15 protein-coding genes and 1 pseudogene are annotated in these 17,515 nt (G+C 62.6%); 4 read left to right on the top strand and 12 right to left on the bottom strand.

Features of this window, described 5'->3' with window-relative positions; genetic code table 11:
• Window positions 1-125: 125 nt before the first annotated feature.
• Window positions 126-362: pseudogene (locus tag WNZ15_RS17715) on the bottom strand (transposase); the annotation flags it as partial.
• Between the two features lie 171 nt (window positions 363-533).
• Between WNZ15_RS17715 and WNZ15_RS17710 the strand changes: the two are divergent.
• Window positions 534-1,415 carry a DMT family transporter gene (locus WNZ15_RS17710; RefSeq protein WP_342894320.1) on the top strand — a complete coding sequence of 294 codons (882 nt, stop codon included), beginning with the start codon at window positions 534-536 and terminating at the stop codon, window positions 1,413-1,415.
• Between the two features lie 54 nt (window positions 1,416-1,469).
• Here WNZ15_RS17710 and WNZ15_RS17705 read toward each other — a convergent pair whose 3' ends face one another.
• The 4 genes from WNZ15_RS17705 to WNZ15_RS17690 form a co-directional block, all read right to left on the bottom strand.
• Window positions 1,470-2,276, bottom strand: coding sequence for a hypothetical protein (locus tag WNZ15_RS17705; RefSeq protein ID WP_342894319.1), 807 nt, complete (start codon window positions 2,274-2,276; stop codon window positions 1,470-1,472).
• A 269-nt stretch (window positions 2,277-2,545) separates the two neighbouring features.
• On the bottom strand, window positions 2,546-3,610 hold the full coding sequence (locus WNZ15_RS17700) for a TRAP transporter substrate-binding protein (RefSeq protein ID WP_342894318.1): 1,065 nt from the start codon (window positions 3,608-3,610) through the stop codon (window positions 2,546-2,548).
• Between the two features lie 25 nt (window positions 3,611-3,635).
• Entirely contained in the window at window positions 3,636-5,192 is a 1,557-nt protein-coding gene (locus WNZ15_RS17695) for a TRAP transporter large permease subunit (RefSeq protein WP_342894317.1), read from the bottom strand.
• Window positions 5,189-5,626 (bottom strand): TRAP transporter small permease subunit, encoded by a 438-nt coding sequence (locus WNZ15_RS17690; protein WP_342894316.1) that lies wholly within the window; start codon window positions 5,624-5,626, stop codon window positions 5,189-5,191. The genes WNZ15_RS17695 and WNZ15_RS17690 overlap by 4 nt, the downstream gene beginning before the upstream one ends.
• Window positions 5,627-6,037: 411 nt before the next feature.
• Here WNZ15_RS17690 and WNZ15_RS17685 point away from each other — a divergent pair, with 411 nt between their 5' ends.
• The gene (locus WNZ15_RS17685) at window positions 6,038-6,580 is read left to right on the top strand and encodes a peroxiredoxin (protein WP_342894315.1); all 543 of its coding nucleotides are present in this window, start codon (window positions 6,038-6,040) and stop codon (window positions 6,578-6,580) included.
• 106 nt (window positions 6,581-6,686) lie between these two features.
• Here the strand turns inward: WNZ15_RS17685 and cydX are convergent, their stop codons facing one another.
• The 5 genes from cydX to cydD form a co-directional block, all read right to left on the bottom strand.
• On the bottom strand, window positions 6,687-6,806 hold the full coding sequence (cydX, locus tag WNZ15_RS17680; RefSeq protein ID WP_342894314.1) for a cytochrome bd-I oxidase subunit CydX: 120 nt from the start codon (window positions 6,804-6,806) through the stop codon (window positions 6,687-6,689).
• A gap of 12 nt (window positions 6,807-6,818) precedes the next feature.
• Entirely contained in the window at window positions 6,819-7,976 is a 1,158-nt protein-coding gene (cydB, locus tag WNZ15_RS17675; protein WP_342894313.1) for a cytochrome d ubiquinol oxidase subunit II, read from the bottom strand.
• Between the two features lie 6 nt (window positions 7,977-7,982).
• Window positions 7,983-9,584 (bottom strand): cytochrome ubiquinol oxidase subunit I, encoded by a 1,602-nt coding sequence (locus tag WNZ15_RS17670; protein ID WP_342894312.1) that lies wholly within the window; start codon window positions 9,582-9,584, stop codon window positions 7,983-7,985.
• A 243-nt stretch (window positions 9,585-9,827) separates the two neighbouring features.
• Entirely contained in the window at window positions 9,828-11,588 is a 1,761-nt protein-coding gene (gene cydC / locus WNZ15_RS17665; protein WP_342894311.1) for a thiol reductant ABC exporter subunit CydC, read from the bottom strand.
• The gene (gene cydD / locus WNZ15_RS17660) at window positions 11,585-13,447 is read right to left on the bottom strand and encodes a thiol reductant ABC exporter subunit CydD (RefSeq protein WP_342894310.1); all 1,863 of its coding nucleotides are present in this window, start codon (window positions 13,445-13,447) and stop codon (window positions 11,585-11,587) included. The genes cydC and cydD overlap by 4 nt, the downstream gene beginning before the upstream one ends.
• 204 nt (window positions 13,448-13,651) lie before the next feature.
• Between cydD and WNZ15_RS17655 the strand changes: the two genes are divergently transcribed.
• Window positions 13,652-14,005 (top strand): hypothetical protein, encoded by a 354-nt coding sequence (locus WNZ15_RS17655; protein ID WP_342894309.1) that lies wholly within the window; start codon window positions 13,652-13,654, stop codon window positions 14,003-14,005.
• 81 nt (window positions 14,006-14,086) lie between these two features.
• Here the strand turns inward: WNZ15_RS17655 and WNZ15_RS17650 are convergent, their stop codons facing one another.
• Window positions 14,087-15,586 carry a CoA-acylating methylmalonate-semialdehyde dehydrogenase gene (locus WNZ15_RS17650; protein ID WP_342894308.1) on the bottom strand — a complete coding sequence of 500 codons (1,500 nt, stop codon included), beginning with the start codon at window positions 15,584-15,586 and terminating at the stop codon, window positions 14,087-14,089.
• Between the two features lie 321 nt (window positions 15,587-15,907).
• Here WNZ15_RS17650 and WNZ15_RS17645 point away from each other — a divergent pair, with 321 nt between their 5' ends.
• Complete coding sequence (locus tag WNZ15_RS17645) at window positions 15,908-16,789, top strand: LysR family transcriptional regulator (protein WP_342894307.1); 882 nt, start codon at window positions 15,908-15,910, stop codon at window positions 16,787-16,789.
• A gap of 45 nt (window positions 16,790-16,834) precedes the next feature.
• Here WNZ15_RS17645 and WNZ15_RS17640 read toward each other — a convergent pair whose 3' ends face one another.
• A complete protein-coding gene (locus tag WNZ15_RS17640; RefSeq protein WP_342894306.1) occupies window positions 16,835-17,440 on the bottom strand; it encodes a thiamine phosphate synthase in 606 nt (201 codons plus the stop codon).
• Window positions 17,441-17,515 lie beyond the last annotated feature (75 nt).

Genomic DNA, 17,515 nt, shown 5'->3' with positions numbered 1-17,515 from the left:
CAATGAGTTCAGGCGGAGAGTGACGTGCGCGGAATTAGCTCAAGTTGCACGGGCTTTTACCTTATTTGATCTCGTATTGCACGGGAAACGCGTCGACAGGCCTCAGGGCTTCCGTTTGACGATACCTGGAGCATTTCCTTGTCCACAGACAGGTCCGCGACGATCTCATTGAGCCGGGTATTCTGCTGCTCCCGGAGCCGTTTCATCTCCGACGGCATCAGCCCCGCGTACTTCTTGCGCCAGTTGACGTCCGTTGCCTGAATGATCCCGGGCTCACGGCAGATCTCCGCAACAGGAACACCTTCTTCGCCACGCTTCACAATGAACGCCTCCTGCGCCTCCGAAAACTTCGATGCCTTCATCAATTCCGCTCCTTCCCAGCCAGGAAAATCCTCGCGGAAAACTCTCACTCAAATCGAAGGCATCTAGTGGGAGCAGACCAACAGGTCGCGCACCCTCCATTTGTGGTCGAAACCCGGCTTGCCACCCCGAACCGGCGATGTTTATCTGCCGGTTCCGGGGGAGGCCAAGTCATGCAATCTGCCGCATCCGTCAATCGCAACCAGGTCACTATCGGCATCGTGATGATGACCGCGGGTGTGGCTTGCCTGTGTATCAACGATGCCATCGGCAAGGCGCTGACGGAGGGCTACCCGCCCGTGCAGATCCTCTTTCTACGCAACGTCATCGCCCTGCCCGTCGCCGTCCTGGTTGCCCTCACGATGGGAGGCCCCGCGGCATTGCGCTCCGTCCGGCCCGCCGCCCATCTGCTGCGCGGCCTGCTCTGGCTGCTGGCGGCGACGATGTTCTTCACCAGTTTCCTCTATCTCGGACTGGCAGAGGCGACGGCGCTCATTTTCGCCATGCCTGTTTTCGTGACGGCGATTTCGGCACTGGTGTTGCACGAACCGGTCGGCTGGCGGCGCTGGTCGGCCGTTCTTGTCGGGTTTGCCGGCGTTCTGATCGTCGTGCGCCCCGGCTCGGGAACCTTCCAGACCGCCTCGCTTCTGCCGGTGGCAACCGCATTTGTCTACGCGCTGCTGATGCTCAGCGCCCGCTGGGTCGATCCGCGCGAGAGCGTGTGGACACTGATGGTCTATCTGGTTGGGGCGGGCGCTCTCCTGAGCGCGCTGGCCATGCCGTTTTTCTGGGTGCAGCTCCGGCCCGGGGACATCTGGCTTTTTCTGGGTATCGCCCTGTTCGGCACAACCGGCATCACCCTGATGACCCAGGCGTTCCGGCTGGCGCCGGCCGTCGTGGTGGCCCCGTTCGACTACACCGCGCTTCTGTGGGCGACCCTGCTGGGCTATCTTCTGTGGGCAGAAATTCCGGATCTGGCCACCTATATCGGCGCAGCGGTCATCATCGCGAGCGGCATCTACATCGTCTACCGCGAGCGGCAGGCGGAACCCTGACCTTTCCGCCGGCAACCACGCCAGCGTTGAAAGGTCCGGCCGCCTGCCCTGTCCCTACGGCAAGGCGATGCGGTTGGCCGCGGACCAGACATTGGGCGAGATATCGCAACCCAGGCCGAGTTCCTTGAGCCGTTCCGACCGCTGGCCGACCTGGTAAGGGCCGTCGAAAACTGGACATTGGCATGTCGTGAGGCCATTTTCGTCCTGCTTGCACGGCGCCGTCATGCAGCCCGCGTATTTCCCGCCATCGCAGGAGGTCGACCCGAAGGCGTGCTGGGAAGCGTTTTCGAAGCTGAATGTCGAGATCAGCGTCACATCCGTCAGGTTCTCATAAAGGGTCTGCCGCGCGCCGGTCCTGGCGTCGCCGAGCATTGAACAGACGTCTGCCTGCTGACAGCCCTCCCCCTGAAACTCCGATCCGGCGCACGTGCCCAGGTTTACCAGGTTGAGGCATTTGTCTCCCAGCGGTCCGCATTCCTCGATCGTTGCCCGGTTGACGTCTTTCTGCAGAATGCTGGTCATCAGCACATAATTGAACTGAAGCGCCGGTCCCAGAGGGCTCTCGTCGGGAATGGCGGGAAGGTCGGTCACCGCATAACAGGTGCACGCGGCGGCCTCGGCCCCGTCGGCGTCCATCTCGCACGGCATGACCGGAGGATTGGAGTAACGCCGGCTCGGCGTCGCGATTTCCGGTCCGGAGTAATAACAAAGCGCGTAGGCATTGCCGCGGCAGGCGAGAAACTGCGTCGGCACGGTCCAGCCGTCGGATCGAGGCGGTGGCAGATCTTCCGTGGCGACCGCGGCAAACGGGGCGTACCCGATGCCCAGCATCAGCACAATTGTTGCGAAAAGGCCCTTCATGGTCTTCCTCCAAAAATGGTGTCGAGAAAAGTCTTTTGATTGTGATTATTCCATAAATCTATCATAGGTTGTTTATATGACCAATGCGCTCCAGCACGCTTCGCGGTTCGGAAAATTCGGATGATTTTGAGGGGAGCGTTCCGGCACGTCGTTGCCGGATGATCCGGCGCCTGGACCGGTGTCTTCGCGGCAGCCTCTCCCTGACAACGCGCCAGGGAGAGGCCGCTGATAAACGCGACCGAACGAAAAACGACGGCCAGTCGGTTCTTCTAGAGCCTCTGGGTGAAGGTCGCGGCCTTCACCAGAGAGGCGTAGTCCTTGGCCAGTTCCAGAAACGTATCGTAGCTTTTCTGGACTTCGGCGAACGCCGGGTTGGCGGACGCATTCTCGGCCATCACCTCGGCGACCGCTGTTTTCAATGCCTTGATGACATCGTCCGGAAACGCCGCGAAGGTAACGCCGTCTTCCTTCAGCTTGCGCATGGCAACCGCGTTGTAATAGTCGAACTGCGCCGTGGTCTCGCTCGAGGCAGCCTCGGCCGCGTTGGCGATGATCGCCTGCAGATTGGGCGGCAGGCTGTCATAGGCTTCCTGGTTGACGACGATCTCCAGGGCGGCGGACGGCTCGTGGAAGGCCGGCACATAACAGTATTTGGCGACCTTCTGCAGGCCGAAGGCCTGGTCCAGCATCGGTCCGACCCATTCGGCTGCATCGATGGCACCGGACTGGAACGCCGGGAAGATTTCCGGAGGCGGCAGCAGTACGGCGTTGACGCCGACCTTGCGCATGGCCTCGCCGCCGAGACCGGCGATGCGCATGTTGAGACCGGCCAGGTCGTTCAGGCTTTCCACCGGCTTCTTGAACCAGCCGGCCGCCTGCACGCCTGAGCTGCCCGAATAAAACGGTTTCAAACCGCGTTCGGCGTAAATGCCGTCCCAGAGTTCCTGGCCGCCGCCATAACGCAGCCACGCGGTGGTCTCCACTGCCGTCATGCCGAAGGGAACGGCGGAAAAGAAATGCAGCGCGGAGTTTTTCGACGCCGAGTAATAGGGTGTCGAATGACCGATTTCCGCGGTGCCCTGTTCGACGGCATCCTCGACACCGAAGGGCGGCACCAGTTCACCGCCGGAAAAGACCTTGAAGGTCAGTTGCCCGTCGGACATGGCCGCGACCCGGTCCGCGAAAGTGGTGACATTGGTGCCGACACCCGGCGCTTTCGCAGGGAAAGACGTCGGCAGCTTCCACTCGATCTTGCCCTGGGCGACGGCCGGAGCCGCCAGCAGGCCGGCCGGTGCCGCAATCGCCCCGGCCTTAAGGAATTCGCGTCTTTTCATGGTGTTCTCCTCCACTCCTCAACAGTTAAAACAGAACCTCGGGCAACAGCGTCGCAAGTGCCGGAAAGGCGGCGACCAGACCAAGCGCCAGAAGTTGAATGGCAACAAACGGTATCACCGCCACATAGATGTCGGTCGTGCGTATTTCCGCCGGTGCCACGGACCGGAAATAAAACAGCGCAAACCCGAAGGGCGGCGTCAAGAAGGATGTTTGCAGGTTCATCGCGATCAGCACGGCGAACCAGACCGGACTGATGTCGGATTGCAGGATGATGGGTCCGACAATCGGCACGACAATGAAGATGATTTCGACGAATTCCAGAATGAACCCGAGCAGGAAGATCACCAGCATGGTCAGCACCAGCATGCCCCAGGCGCCGCCCGGAAGGGACTGCAGCAAATCGGCCACGAGTTCGTCGCCGTTGAACCCGCGAAACACCAGCGAGAGAATGCTGGCCGCAATCACGATGCCGAAAATCATGCCGGTGATCGTCACGGTCTCCCGCAGCGCAGGCAACAACATGCCACCGCGCAGGACCGCCCCGCTTGCCGCCAGCAACAACGCGAAAGCCGAGCCGGTCAGGACCAGAGACAGGACCGTCGCCGCCGAGAAGTCGATGTGGCCACCGCTGAACTCCAGGCCGAAGCCCCCTGCCCGGCGCAGCAGCAACAGCACCACCGCGAGACCGGCACAGGCAATGGCCAGGCGGGCGGCGCGCCCTCCCAGGCCCGCGGCGGCAATCAGGATCGCGCCCGCGACCCCGACACTGGCGGCTTCGGTCGGCGTGGCGATGCCGACAAGAATGCTGCCGAGCACCGCGACGATGAGACCGAGCGTCGGTGCGATGTTTCCGATCAGCTCGAGCGCTGGAACCTGCCGCCGCGCAACGGCCTGCTGCCCAGGCGTTGCGGCCCCCCGCAGCCTCAACAGAACGTAGGCGCCGTAAAGGACGACCAGCAACAGCCCGGGCAGGAGCGCGCCGGCGAACAGATCCCCGACGGTGACCGGATCGGGCGCGAAGTTGCCGGCCTCCTGTTGCGCCTCGAAATAGGCATTGGAAATCTGGTCCCCCAACAGGATCAGCACGATCGAGGGTGGAATGATCTGACCGAGCGTGCCGCTGGCGCAGATCAGGCCGCTGCTCAGGTGCTTGTTCACGCCGGCTGCCAGCAGCGCGGGCAGCGTGATCGTGCCCAGCATGACGATCGTGGCACCGATGATGCCGGTCGAGGCCGCTATGAGCGCGCTGACGAGGACAACCGAGAGCGCCAGCCCCGCCTGGTTGCCTCCAAGCGCCGCGCTCATGCTTTTGAGCATCTTTTCCGCCTGGCCGGATTTCTCGATCAGGAGACCCATGAGGATAAACAGCGGCACCGCCAGCAGCAGCGGATTGGACATGATGCCGAAGACGCGCTGCGGCACGGCCTGAAAGAACAGAAGATCGAAATCACCACAGGCCGCCGCCAGCAGCGCAACCAGTGCCGGGGCGCCTGCAATCGCAAGCAGAACCGGGACCCCGCTGAGAATACAGGCGAACACGGCCATCGCCATGAAGACCAGCCAGAGAATGTCCGCGCTCATGGCGCCGTCCGCCGAAAAGCGCCGATCAACTGTCGCAGGACAAGAAGAACCACCAGAACCGGCAGCACAAGCAGGCAGGTCTTGACCAGGAACAGACCGGGAAGCCCGCCCGTTTCAGGGGATCCTTCCAGGATCGCCCAGGACCCGCGCACCAGCGGGAAGGCCGTCCAGGCCATCAGCGCGAACACCGGCAAGGCGAGCAGAAGACTTCCCAGAACATCAATGATGCCATTGGTGCGCTCCGACCAATTCTGGCGGAATACATCCACCCGCACGTGCCTGTCCTCGTCAAAGGCAATCGTGACCGACAAGGCGGCCAGGGCCGCGAAGGCATAATTCACCGCGTCCTGCATTTCCAGGAAGCCGAAGCCGAGCAGATAGCGCATGAGAACCATGGCGAGCTGCCCGAAAAACACGATGGCGGCCAAGATCATGCAGAGCCGTTTCACTGCCCGGAATACTGTTCGCATCGACCCTTGAAATCCTGAGGCACCCGATAGATTGCGCTCCCCGCCACCCGGTGGCAAGGCGCGCGCTGCCGCCACATTAGATGGCGGAATTATTCATGTATACAATGATTTGAGGGAAAAGCCGACGAACGGTGAATTGCGCTGCACAGGCCGTTGATCCGCCAAGCCCCCGGCCTTGGCACCACATTCTTCCGCCCGCGTCCGGCCTTGCCGGATATTGCAGAGCAAAATGAATTGCGGCATCGCAACAAATGCGCTACGCGAGAGTCCTCTTCCGCTTCAGGGTCCCGGAGCTTCCCCCCGCATTTCCTCCCGCGGCGCAGGCACGATCCAGGGTCCTGAATATCCCGACTACAACCAATTCTGGAGTGAGAGATGCTCGGCAAAAAAGTTCCTTCCGTTACCTTCCGCACGCGCGTCCGTGACGAGGCCATCGAGGGCCCGAACCCGTACCGCTGGGAAGACAAGACCAGCGACGACTATTTCAAGGGCAAGAAGATCGTTCTGTTCTCCCTCCCGGGGGCCTTTACCCCGACCTGCTCCACGTTCCAACTGCCGGATTTCGAGAAGCTCTTCGAAGATTTCAGGGCAGAAGGTGTTGACGCGATCTACTGCGTCTCCGTCAACGACGCCTTTGTCATGAATGCCTGGGCCAAGGCTCAGGGCATTGAAAACGTCAGCGTCATTCCGGACGGCTCCGGAGAATTCACCCGCAAGATGGGCATGCTTGTCGCCAAGGACAATCTCGGCTTCGGCATGCGTTCCTGGCGCTACGGCGCGGTCGTCAATGACGGCCTTGTCGAGCAGTGGTTCGAAGAAGAAGGCTTTTCCGACAATTGCGAAAGCGACCCTTACGGGGTGTCGTCGCCGCAGAACATCCTCGAGAAGCTGCGTGCCGCCAAGGTCCAGGCGGCCTGAGGGCACACTGCCTCACGAGACAAACGGCCCCGGCTTACCAGCCGGGGTTTTTTGTTGCCGAATTCCTGGTGGGACGGATCCGGGTACGGGACGCACCCACCAGCGGCTATTGCTGCTCTTCCAGCCGGCGGCGCTCGTCCTCGGAGCGCAATTCCAGCCACATGGCGTTCAGGATCGCCACGCAACAGGCCAGCGGCATTCCGAGGATCCAGGCAAAGTACCACATGTTTCGGTGTCCTCAGTAAGCTGTGTGATTGTCGCGTTCGATGGTTTCCTCGTCCACCTTGCCCCAAAGGACCTTGTAGACCCAGGCGGTGTAGACGAGAATGATCGGTAGAAAGATCGCTGTCGCCACCAGCATGTTGAACAAGGTTCGATGGGTGGAGGACGCGTCCCAGACGGTCAGGCTGGCCTCGGGCTGAACCGAAGACGGCAGAATGAACGGGAACATCGACACGCCGACGGTCGAGATGATCCCGAGCACCGCCAGTTTCGAAAATGGAAAAATCAGCATCTCGAGACGGGTCTGGAGCAGGGCCAGCGTGCCGAGCATGCCGAAAAAGCCGAGTCCGGGAGCCAGCCAAAGGATCGGGTGGGCCGCATAGTTTGCAAGCCAGGCACCGCCCTCGATGACCGCCTGCTTGGCAAGCGGATTGGCCTGCATGTCCGGGTCCACCACGGATGTGATGCGGAAGCCTTCGACATAACCCGATGCGATCAGATAGCCACCGAGCGCGAACAACGCGATCCCCAGAACGGCGGCCAGGGTTCCGGTCCGGCGTGCGCGTCTGGCGATATCGCCAGACGCGCGCATCACCAGCCAGACGGAGCCATGCATGACCAGCATGGTGACGGAGAGCACGCCGCACAGGAGCGGAAACGGCGAGAACAGGCCGAAGAACGAGCCCTCGTAGGTCATGCGCAGGTCATTGTCGAGCGTGAACGGTATCCCCAGAAGCACGTTGCCAACGGCAACGCCGAACACCAGCGCCGGAACAAAGGAGCCGGTGAACAGCGCCCAGTCCCAGGCTGTCCGCCAGGACGGATCGGGGCGCTTGGAGCGATACTTGAAGGCGACAGGCCGCAGGATCATCGCCGCGAGCACCACGAACATGGCCAGATAGAAACCCGAGAAGCTGATGGCGTAAAGCGGTGGCCAGGCCGCGAAGATCGCTCCCCCGCCAAGAATGAACCAGACCTGGTTGCCTTCCCATGTCGCGCCGATCGTGTTGATGACGACACGCCGTTCTATGTCGGTTTCGGCGATGAAGGGCAGCATCGTGCCGACGCCCAGATCGAACCCGTCCATGACCGCGAACGCGATCAGGAGCACGCCGAGCAGCAGCCACCAGATCATTTTCAGCACCGAGTAGTCGATCAATTCATAGAGAACCATTTCAAATCACTCCGCTGGAACCGGGGCCACGCCGGCGACCGGCCGGGCGGGTGAAGGAGATGCCTGTTCGGTGTCGCCGTCCTCCGGACCGATCCCGATGTACTTGATCATCAGGGCGATCTCGATCACCAGCAGAACGCTGTAGAGCACGACAAAGCCCACGAGTGTCATCAGCACCTCGGTGACGCTGAGACTGGAGACGCCGACCGACGTCGGCAGCATGCTCTCGATAATCCAGGGCTGGCGGCCGTATTCGGCAACGAACCAGCCCATCTCGCAGGCGATCCAGGGAAGCGGGATCGACCAGACCGCGACATGCAGCAGCCAGCGGCGGTTGTCACGCAATCCGTCGAGCTTTCCGGACGAGGAATAGTAAAAGAACACGGCGGTCAGCAGAATGAAGAAGAAGCCACAGGCCACCATGATCCGGAAGGCATAGAACATCGGCCAGACTTCCGGCACGGTCGTCCAGGCCGCCGCGTCCACCTGTTCCGTGGTCGCTTCCATGGGATTGTCGGTGAAGGGCAGCAGCAGGTAGGCATATCCGAGCGAATTCTCGTTTTGCCGGAAGGTCTCGCGCACGTCTTCGCCGGCATTCGCGGGGTCCTGACGGATCTTTTGAAGCGCGTCCCAGGCGATCGCCCCCTGACGGATTCGGTCCTTGGTGCGCTCCACCAGGTCCTTGATACCCGGAATGGACGTGTCGAGAGACCGGGTCGCGATCAGCCCCATGACATAGGGAACCTCGATCGCGAACATGTTTTCCCGCTTGGCCATGTCCGGCCAGGCGACAACGTTGAACGCGGCCGGTGCGGGCTCGGTGTCCCACATGGCCTCGATGGTCGCGAGCTTCATTTTCTGGTTCAGGTTGGCTTCATAGCCGCTTTCGTCACCGAGCACGACGACGGAGAGGGCCGATGCAAACCCGAAGGCGGACGCAATCGCGATCGACCGCTTGGCGATCTGGAGATGGCGGCCTTTCAGCATGTACCAGGCCGAGATGCCGATCATGAACATGGCAGCGGTGACATAGCCGGCGGATACGGTGTGCACGAATTTGGCCTGGGCGACCGGATTGAACAGCACGTCGAAGAAGCTGGTGACTTCCATGCGCATGGTGTCGGGATTGAATTCCGCCCCCACCGGGTGCTGCATCCAGCCGTTCGCGATCAGGATCCAGAGCGCGGAAAAATTGGTTCCGATGGCAACCGCCCAGGTGGCGGCCAGATGCTGGCGCTTTGAAAGCTTGTCCCAGCCGAAGAAGAACAGGCCGACAAAGGTGGCTTCCAGGAAAAACGCCATCAGGCCCTCGATCGCCAGGGGCGCACCGAAGACGTCGCCGACATACTGGCTGAAATAGGCCCAGTTCATGCCGAACTGGAATTCCATGGTCAGTCCGGTCGCCACCCCCAGCACGAAGTTGATGCCGAACAGCGTTCCCCAGAACTTGACCATCCGCTTCCAGACCTCGCGGCCCGTCATCACATAGACCGTTTCCATGGTCGCCAGCAGGATCGACAACCCGATCGTCAAGGGCACGAACAGAAAGTGATAGAGCGCTGTCATGGCGAACTGGAGCCGTGACAGGTCAACGACGCTTAGTTCCATCGTATTTCCCCTTTTCAGGTCCGGCCGGACCTGAGCATGTAACAAGCCGGAACTTGTGAATTTCACTCCGGTCCGGTCAAGACAGCCCCGGCGATCCCACATGTCGAACCGCAGGCATATGCCATCGATGAACCGGCTGAAATACCGAGTCTTCTGTTGCCTGGATGGTGGCGCAGGGGCCTGACAAGGTCAATGCGACTCTTCGCACACCACACTCTGCATTTGCTGAGACCCGCAGACGCATCACGAGGCCTGCGGAGCGGACAGGACGGCCTGTTCGTGCCGGCCTGCCCCCGGTGCCGATCGGACCGGAAACCGCACGATCCGGTCTGCCCTTGAGAGTTCCCGCCGTTTGTGCGCTATCATCAGAACCGCAGCCGTGCCTCTGGCTGCGAAGAACCGGTCGAGAACCTCGGCGGCGGTCCGCGCATCCAGGCCTTCCGTCATTTCGTCCAGAATGAACAGCGCCGGCTGCGTCAGCATGGCGCGGGCAAGGGCAAGGCGGCGCTGCTCGCCTCCGGAAAGACCGATCCCCCCTTCCCCGAGCACAGTTTCCAGTCCCAGCGCATTGCCGGCAATCCGCTCCGACAGGGCCGCCTGTTCCAAAGCCGTCCAGAGCTCTGCGTCGCTCGCCTCTGCCCTGGCGATGCGCAGGTTTGCGGCCACTGTGTCGTTGAACAGGTAGGGACGCTGGCCGAGAACCGTCACCGTCCCGCGCAGGGTCGCTTCGGGAATGTCTGCCAGGTTCCTGCCTTGCAGCAGGATACGCCCGGTTTCAGGAGTGAGCATCCGGGCGGACAGCGCCGCGACCGTGGATTTTCCGCAACCGCTTGGCCCCGAAATCGCGACCACTTCGGACGTGTCGATGTGAAAGGATAGCTTCTCCAGAACGTCACGCCGCGCTCCTGGGTAGCCAAAGGATACATTCCGAAACGCAAGGACTTCCGCCTCGCCCTCTCGCTGAAATTCGCCTGGCTCATCCTGCGGACCGGTATCCGCGGTGCCAGTGTCCGCAGTGCCTGTGTCCGCAGTGCCTGTGTCCACCGCCCCAGTGTCCCCGAGCAATCCGACCGTGCGGTCAGCGGCAAGTGCGATACGCGGCAACCGGGACAGGCCCGGGAGCAGGAGCGCGGCCACTTCGGGCAGCGCCATCACCACCAGAACCAGGGCAACGGCAAGGGCGGCGCCAATCTCACCCGATGCCGCGCCCCAGATGGCAACCGCCAGGGCCGCTGCCAGAAACACCTGCCCGATCAGGCCGGAGACTGCGCCAAGGATCAAGATACGCCGCTCCTCCGTGTCTTCCGCAGCTTCAAGGCGCTCTCCGGCCGACAGCACAGCTTGCGCGGCCACATCCAGGCCGCCGTAGATGGCAAGATCCCGCCGGCCGGCGACCAGGTCCGCCGTGCGCAGGCGCATGGCCTCCAGCGCCGCATCCGCCCGCCGGGCGGCTTTCCTGTCCGCGCGCGCAAAGGACAGCCAGGCCAGCATCGCCCATGCGCTCAAGAATGCGATGCCGGTGATCAGCACCGGCACGGATATGCCCGCCCACCACCACAGCAGTGCAGGAGCAAGAACCGCAGCGAGCGCGGCGGGTACGACAATCCGCAGATACACCGTGTCGAGAGCGGCAATGTCGAGCGTCAGCCGGTTGAGCAGCAGACCGGACCGCACGCCACGCTTGCGGCTGGCGGTGAACCCGGTGAAGACCTGATTGCGCAAGTTTGCCAGAAACCGGAACGTGGCGTCATGGGTCAGCACTCGCTCACCGTATCGCCCCCCGGTGCGCAGGATTGCCAGCCCGCGAATGAGCGCACTCGGTACGAAGATGTTCAGGAACGCACCGGTCAGGCCGGCGATTGCGGCCGCCGTTATGAACCAGCCGGAAACACCCAGCAGGAGAAGGCCCGCAGCTGCGGGCAGCAGTGCAACCAGGATCGCCAGCATGAAGGCGACGCGGTCATGGCGAAACTGGGCCCGAATAATTTCCCGGACGGCTCTCATGTCGCCGCTCCCTGTTGCCGGGCGACAGGATACGCGCCCAGGTCGATCACCCGTCCCGGCAGGTCGAGAACAGCCGGATCGTGGGTTGCGATGACCGTCGTTCGGCCCTGCGCGAGCCCGGTCAGGCCACCGATCACCGCTGCGGCGGTGTCCTCGTCCAAGCCTGCCGTCGGTTCATCGGCAAGAAACAGTCTGGAATGGTGTCTCAGGGCGGCCCGAGCCAGTGCCACGCGCCGGATTTCTCCGGCCGAAAGGCCGAAGCCGTCTTCACCCAAACGTGTCGCCAGTCCCTGCGGCAGGCGATCGACCAGTGGCAGGGCCCCGGCCAGATCAAGTGCCGTCCGGATGTCCGCGTCGCCGACTGCTGCGGGGTCGCCCGCGCCCTTGAGAAGATTCGCTCTCAGGCTGCCGTGAAACAGCCGCGGTGCCTGACCGAGCCAGCTTACGGATTGCAGAAAGTCCGGGCCGTGTTGCCCGGGCGCGAGGCCGCCGATCCTGACCTGCCCCTTGCCTGGCAGGTGAAAGCCCAGAATTGTGTCCAGGAGGCTGCTCTTGCCGCTGCCGCTTGCCCCGGTCAGAAACACGGTTTCTCCCGGTTCGATTTCCAGAGTGAGATCTTCGAAGACCGTCCGTGCCCCAAGAACGAGGCTCACGGACCGCAACGAGATTGCCGGCGGATGCATCAACGCAGGGGTTTCTTCCCCGGCCCTGAAGATCTTCCTTTGCGCGGGTACGGATATGGGCACGGGCGCGGCCCCTGCCCGGCCTTGCATCAGGATCCGGGACAGTTTGTCCTGGGCGGCCAGCCCCCCGGCCCGGTCGTGATAGGCCGCGGCATAGGCCCTGAGCGGCGAGAAGAATTCCGGCGCGAGCAACAGGATGAACAGGCCGGTGGCATAGCCGAGCGGCTGCCCCCAGGTTCCGGTCGATATTTCACCGAGAAGGGAAAAGCCGACGAAAACGGCGCAAAAGGCGATGCCGAGCGCGGAAAAAAGTTCCAGAACCGTCGATGACAGGAAGGCGATCTTGAGGACACGCATCGTGCCTGTCCGGAATTTCTCTCCCGCGCCGGCAATGTCCTCGCGGGTTCGCTGCAGCGCCCCGAACAGTTCCAGGGTTTCGAGCCCCCGGATGCGGTCGAGCAGAACCCCGCTCAGGCGAGTCAGTTCCTCCTGCTGGTCCGCGCTGGCAGCTTTGGCCTTCGTGCCGATGAGTGCCATGAACACCGGGATCAGGGGACCGCAGATCAGCAGGATCAGGGCGGCAAGCCAACTGAACCAGGCCGTTGCAAGAACGATTCCGAGCGGCACCAGTTTCAAGCGCACCGTCTGCGGGACGAAATTGCCGTAATATGGACCCAGATGGCCGACCTGCTCGGTGACATGGGCTGCGAAGGTACCCGAAGCCGGAAACGCCGCCGCGGGCGAGCAGTCGGCCGCCGCCGCCAGCAACTCGGCGCGTGCACGGCTCTGCAGGCTGCGCGCGGCTTTCCGGGCCAGATCCAGGCCGGTCTTCTGCAGCACCACCCGGACGATCGCAAGGAGCACAAGTCCCGCCAAGGATCCCGCAAGGGATCCAGCCAGCGGAGCGGAGCGGATGCTGTCCGGCGGGAGGCCATGCCCCGTTCCATGAAGGGATGTCACCATGACCCCGAAGGCAAAGGCGATCAGTCCGGCCTGGGGAATCCAGAGAAGATCGGCGACCGCCAGCAAGACGCCCCCCCGCGACAAGGCCTTTCGCTCACCTTCAACCGGATGACCGATGCCCGTATCCGAATCCGAATCCGAATTCGTATTCGTGTGCGTTGTCGCCACCGGTCCGGCTCCGGCGCCCCCACCCTGCTCAACGTTTTGTTTCATTGGCTCTTGATGTCGCGCTCCCCTCGCGAATTCAAGCGGCAGATTGCCACGGTTTGAGGCGAAGCGGACTGAATTTATCCGCCTTTGTTGCAGACTTGGTGCGTTTTCCAGCGCTGACAGCACCGTGCCGGCTTGCATCTGTCCGCCAATTGACCGCCAATACCGCGAGCCGGGCACTCGACACCCTCCCGGCGGGAGAGCGTCATGAGCAGCAGCAAACCCGGTATCGGTGACTATACCTTCATCATCATGGCGCGTGCGCTTGCCTCATTGGTCCTGGCGCTTGGCGTGACCCTGGCAGTCGTGCTGTCGTTTTCGGGCGCCTACGTGCAGGCTGCAGTCGGTCTGATCCTGTTCCTGTTCCTGGCATTCTGGACGAGTTGCCTGATCAGGGATTTTGCCGCCGGAAAAGTCCTGCTGCCCCCGGCTTACCTCCACCGTGCGCGGCAGACGACTGCTTTCTGGTTTTTCTTCTGGCTTTACGGCGTCCTGATTCTGGCCCTGATCGCCGGGGCGTGGTGGTATCTGCCCGGGACCGCGATCCAGTCCGTTTCCTGAAGCCGATCCGCTTTATCAACGAAATATGGCGCTCCCGGCCGAGGCCGGAAGCGCCATTCGGACTTCAACGCGCAGCGATGTCTACTTCATCGTCGGAATGGAGAACTCGGCACCGTCCTTCAGGCCCGACGGCCAGCGGGAGGTCACGGTCTTGGTGCGGGTGTAGAACTTGAACCCGTCGGAACCGTGCTGGTTGAGGTCGCCAAAGCCGGATTTCTTCCAGCCGCCGAACGTGTGATAGGCAAGCGGCACCGGGATCGGCACGTTGATGCCGACCATGCCGATGTTGATGCGGGAGGCAAAGTCACGGGCGGTGTCGCCGTCCCTTGTGAAGATCGCCGTGCCGTTGCCGTATTCGTGGCTCATCGGCAGGTCGAGGGCTTCCTCGTAGGTCTCGGCGCGGATAACGGACAGCACCGGTCCGAAGATCTCGGTCTTGTAGATGTCCATGTCTTTCGTGACATTGTCGAACAGACAGCCGCCCATGAAGAAGCCGTCCTCATAGCCCTGCATGGAGAAATCCCGGCCGTCGACGACGAGCTTGGCACCTTCCTTGATGCCCTGCTCGACCAGGCCCTTGACGCGCGCAAGCGCCTCCTTCGTGACCAGCGGACCGAAGTCGACATCATTGCCGGCCGTGTACGGACCGATCTTCAGGGCCTCGACCTTCGGTGCGAGTTTCTCGATCAGCGCGTTCGCCGTGCTTTCGCCGACCGGAACCGCCACGGAAACGGCCATGCAGCGTTCGCCGGCCGCGCCGTAGCCGGCGCCGATGAGCGCGTCGGCGGCCTGATCCATGTCGGCATCCGGCATGATGATCATGTGGTTCTTGGCACCGCCGAAGCACTGGGCGCGCTTGCCGGAGGCCGTCGCGCGGGAATAGACATATTGTGCAATCGGGGTGGAGCCGACGAAGCCGACCGCCTGGATCGTCTCGTCGTCCAGAATGGCATCCACGGCGCTCTTGTCGCCGTTGACGACGTTCAGGATCCCGGCGGGCAGACCGGCCTCAATCATCAGTTCGGCAAGCATGATCGGCACGGACGGATCGCGCTCGGACGGCTTCAGGATGAAGCTGTTTCCGGCCGCGATCGCCGGACAGAATTTCCACATCGGGATCATGGCAGGGAAGTTGAACGGCGTGATGCCGGCGACAACACCGAGCGGCTGGCGCATGGAATACATGTCAATGCCCGGCCCTGCGCCCTCGGTATATTCGCCCTTCAGGAGATGCGGCGCGCCGATGCAGAATTCGGCAACTTCCAGGCCGCGGATCACGTCGCCCTTGGCGTCCGGCAGGGTCTTGCCGTGTTCACGGGAGAGCGCCTCGGCCAGCTTGTCCATGTCGCGGTTGAGCAAGTCGACGAACTTCATCATTACGCGGGCGCGGCGCTGCGGGTTGGTCGCTGCCCAGGCCGGCTGCGCGGCGGCGGCATTGGCGATGGCAGCGTCCATCTCCTGCTGGCTGGCGAGTGCGACCTGTGCCTGCACTTCGCCCGTTGCCGGATTAAAGACATCCGCAAAACGGCCAGACGTGCCTTCCACGCGCTTGCCGCCGATAAAATGACCGATCTTCTGCATTTTCCGTTGCTCCCAAATGTCCTGACGCGCAGGCCAAGCTCTTGTGCGTTCTGTATGCCGTCTTTCTGACTTTTATTTTTGCATCAAACAAGCCGCAGATTTCCGGTTCTGTTGTGCAATTTTTATAGTTATGGCAGAATTTCCAAATGCGCTCGCCCGAAAATACACCCGTCTTCCAGAACGATAGATGCAATCCCCCCCGATTGTCATCCGCAGGTCTCGACCGATCGCGCGGTCAAGACATGGTCTGCCGAACAAAACCACCGGTTCGGGTTGATCGGGGACCGAGGCTAAGCCCGCCTGTCATGGAGCCCTTTTGCAATGAACTGGGATGATATCCGTGTGTTCCTGGCCATCGCCCGCACGGGACAGATCCTTGCGGCCGCCCGGCGGCTGGGCGTGAACCACGCGACGGTTGCCCGTCGGCTCACGGCCCTGGAAGAAAGCCTGGGCACCCGCCTTTTCGACCGATCGACGTCCGGATGTGTTCTGACCGAAGGCGGCAGCCGTTTCTTTGAACGGGCGGAACGCATGGAAGCGGAAGCCGTCGCCGCCCAGGCGGATCTTGCGGGCGACACGCCCGGCATTGGCGGCACCGTGCGTATCGGCGCGCCGGACGGGTTCGGGGTTGCCTATCTCGCACCGCGCCTGGGCAAGCTCACCGAAAGGCATCCGGGCCTGACGATCCAGCTCGTCCCCATGCCCCGCTCCTTCTCGCTGTCACGTCGGGAAGCCGACATAGCGGTCACGGTCGACCGGCCGGAAACCGGGCGCCTCGTCGCGGGCAAACTGGTGGACTACGCGCTCGGCCTTTACGCCTCCAGGAGCTATCTCGACCGGCGCGGCACGCCCGGAAATGCCGGCGATCTAAGCGCGCACGACCTGATCGGCTATGTCGAGGACATTCTCTATTCGCCCTCGCTCAGCTATGGCACGGAGATAACGCGCAACTGGTCGGCCCGGTTCGAAATCGCCTCCGCCCTCGGCCAGACCGAGGCGGTGCGCGCAGGCGCAGGCATCGGCATCCTGCACGATTTCATCGCCCGCGGAGATCCCGGCCTTGTTGCGATACTGCCGGAAATCAAGATCCACCGGGCCTACTGGATGGTGACCCATGAAAGCTCGCGGCCCTTGCGCCATGTGGCCGCCGTCAGGGATTTCCTGCGCGATCAGGTCGCGTGCGACAAGGCGATATTCGCCTGAGCGGCACCCGAAGCCGACTGTCTTTCTGGTCGGGCGCCCCGGCCTTCACCGCCATGTTTCGGTCAGCGCAAGCCACGCCCGTGTCCGGGATTCCGGGTCCCGATTTCCGGTGACATCGGAAATGACGGCGGCCGCGTCGGCGCCGTGTTCAAAAACGCCCGACACCCTTTCCAGCGTAAGGCCACCGATCGTGACAAGAGGCAGTCCGCAGATACGTCTCTTCCATCCGCCGATCCTGTCCAGCCCCTGGGGGGCCCATTTCAGGTCTTTCGAGACGGTCGGGTAAACAGGGCCCAGCGCCACATAGTCCGGTTCGGCGACAAGGGCCGTGTCGAGTTCATCGCCGTCATGGGTGGAAACACCCAGCTTGAGACCGGAATTGCGAATGGCGGCGAGGTCCGCGTCGGCAAGATCCTCCTGCCCCAGATGGACAAAATCGCAGCCTTCCTCGATGGCCAGCTGCCAGTGGTCGTTGACGATCAGCCGGCAGCCATGGTCCTCGCAGACCGCCTTCGAGGCGGCTATTTCCCTACGAAGTTCGCCTTCTGGCATGTCCTTGATGCGCAGTTGAACCAGCTTGACGCCAAGCGGCACCAGCCGCGCGATCCAGTCTGAGCTGTCGAGGATGAGGTAAAACGGATCGAGTTTCATGCTGGCGCCGTCCTGCCGGTAAAAGATGTTGCGGGACTGCCATGTCGCCCGGCGCGCCTGCTGTCAAGGCGGGAC

The organism is Roseibium sp. AS2 (assembly GCF_038900065.1).
Classification (GTDB): domain Bacteria; phylum Pseudomonadota; class Alphaproteobacteria; order Rhizobiales; family Stappiaceae; genus Roseibium.
This window is presented reverse-complemented; position numbering and strand designations above follow the sequence as displayed.

What these genes read in the sequence shown, in the direction of transcription:
- WNZ15_RS17695 (WP_342894317.1), bottom strand. Translation starts at nt 5,192, where the DNA reads ATGAGCGCGGACATTCTCTGGCTGGTCTTCATGGCGATGGCCGTGTTC.
- WNZ15_RS17705 (WP_342894319.1), bottom strand. Translation starts at nt 2,276, where the DNA reads ATGAAGGGCCTTTTCGCAACAATTGTGCTGATGCTGGGCATCGGGTAC.
- WNZ15_RS17640 (WP_342894306.1), bottom strand. Translation starts at nt 17,440, where the DNA reads ATGAAACTCGATCCGTTTTACCTCATCCTCGACAGCTCAGACTGGATC.
- cydX (WP_342894314.1), bottom strand. Translation starts at nt 6,806, where the DNA reads ATGTGGTACTTTGCCTGGATCCTCGGAATGCCGCTGGCCTGTTGCGTG.
- WNZ15_RS17645 (WP_342894307.1), top strand. Translation starts at nt 15,908, where the DNA reads ATGAACTGGGATGATATCCGTGTGTTCCTGGCCATCGCCCGCACGGGA.
- WNZ15_RS17700 (WP_342894318.1), bottom strand. Translation starts at nt 3,610, where the DNA reads ATGAAAAGACGCGAATTCCTTAAGGCCGGGGCGATTGCGGCACCGGCC.
- cydD (WP_342894310.1), bottom strand. Translation starts at nt 13,447, where the DNA reads ATGAAACAAAACGTTGAGCAGGGTGGGGGCGCCGGAGCCGGACCGGTG.
- WNZ15_RS17690 (WP_342894316.1), bottom strand. Translation starts at nt 5,626, where the DNA reads ATGATCTTGGCCGCCATCGTGTTTTTCGGGCAGCTCGCCATGGTTCTC.
- WNZ15_RS17685 (WP_342894315.1), top strand. Translation starts at nt 6,038, where the DNA reads ATGCTCGGCAAAAAAGTTCCTTCCGTTACCTTCCGCACGCGCGTCCGT.
- cydB (WP_342894313.1), bottom strand. Translation starts at nt 7,976, where the DNA reads ATGGTTCTCTATGAATTGATCGACTACTCGGTGCTGAAAATGATCTGG.
- WNZ15_RS17655 (WP_342894309.1), top strand. Translation starts at nt 13,652, where the DNA reads ATGAGCAGCAGCAAACCCGGTATCGGTGACTATACCTTCATCATCATG.
- WNZ15_RS17710 (WP_342894320.1), top strand. Translation starts at nt 534, where the DNA reads ATGCAATCTGCCGCATCCGTCAATCGCAACCAGGTCACTATCGGCATC.
- WNZ15_RS17650 (WP_342894308.1), bottom strand. Translation starts at nt 15,586, where the DNA reads ATGCAGAAGATCGGTCATTTTATCGGCGGCAAGCGCGTGGAAGGCACG.
- cydC (WP_342894311.1), bottom strand. Translation starts at nt 11,588, where the DNA reads ATGAGAGCCGTCCGGGAAATTATTCGGGCCCAGTTTCGCCATGACCGC.
- WNZ15_RS17670 (WP_342894312.1), bottom strand. Translation starts at nt 9,584, where the DNA reads ATGGAACTAAGCGTCGTTGACCTGTCACGGCTCCAGTTCGCCATGACA.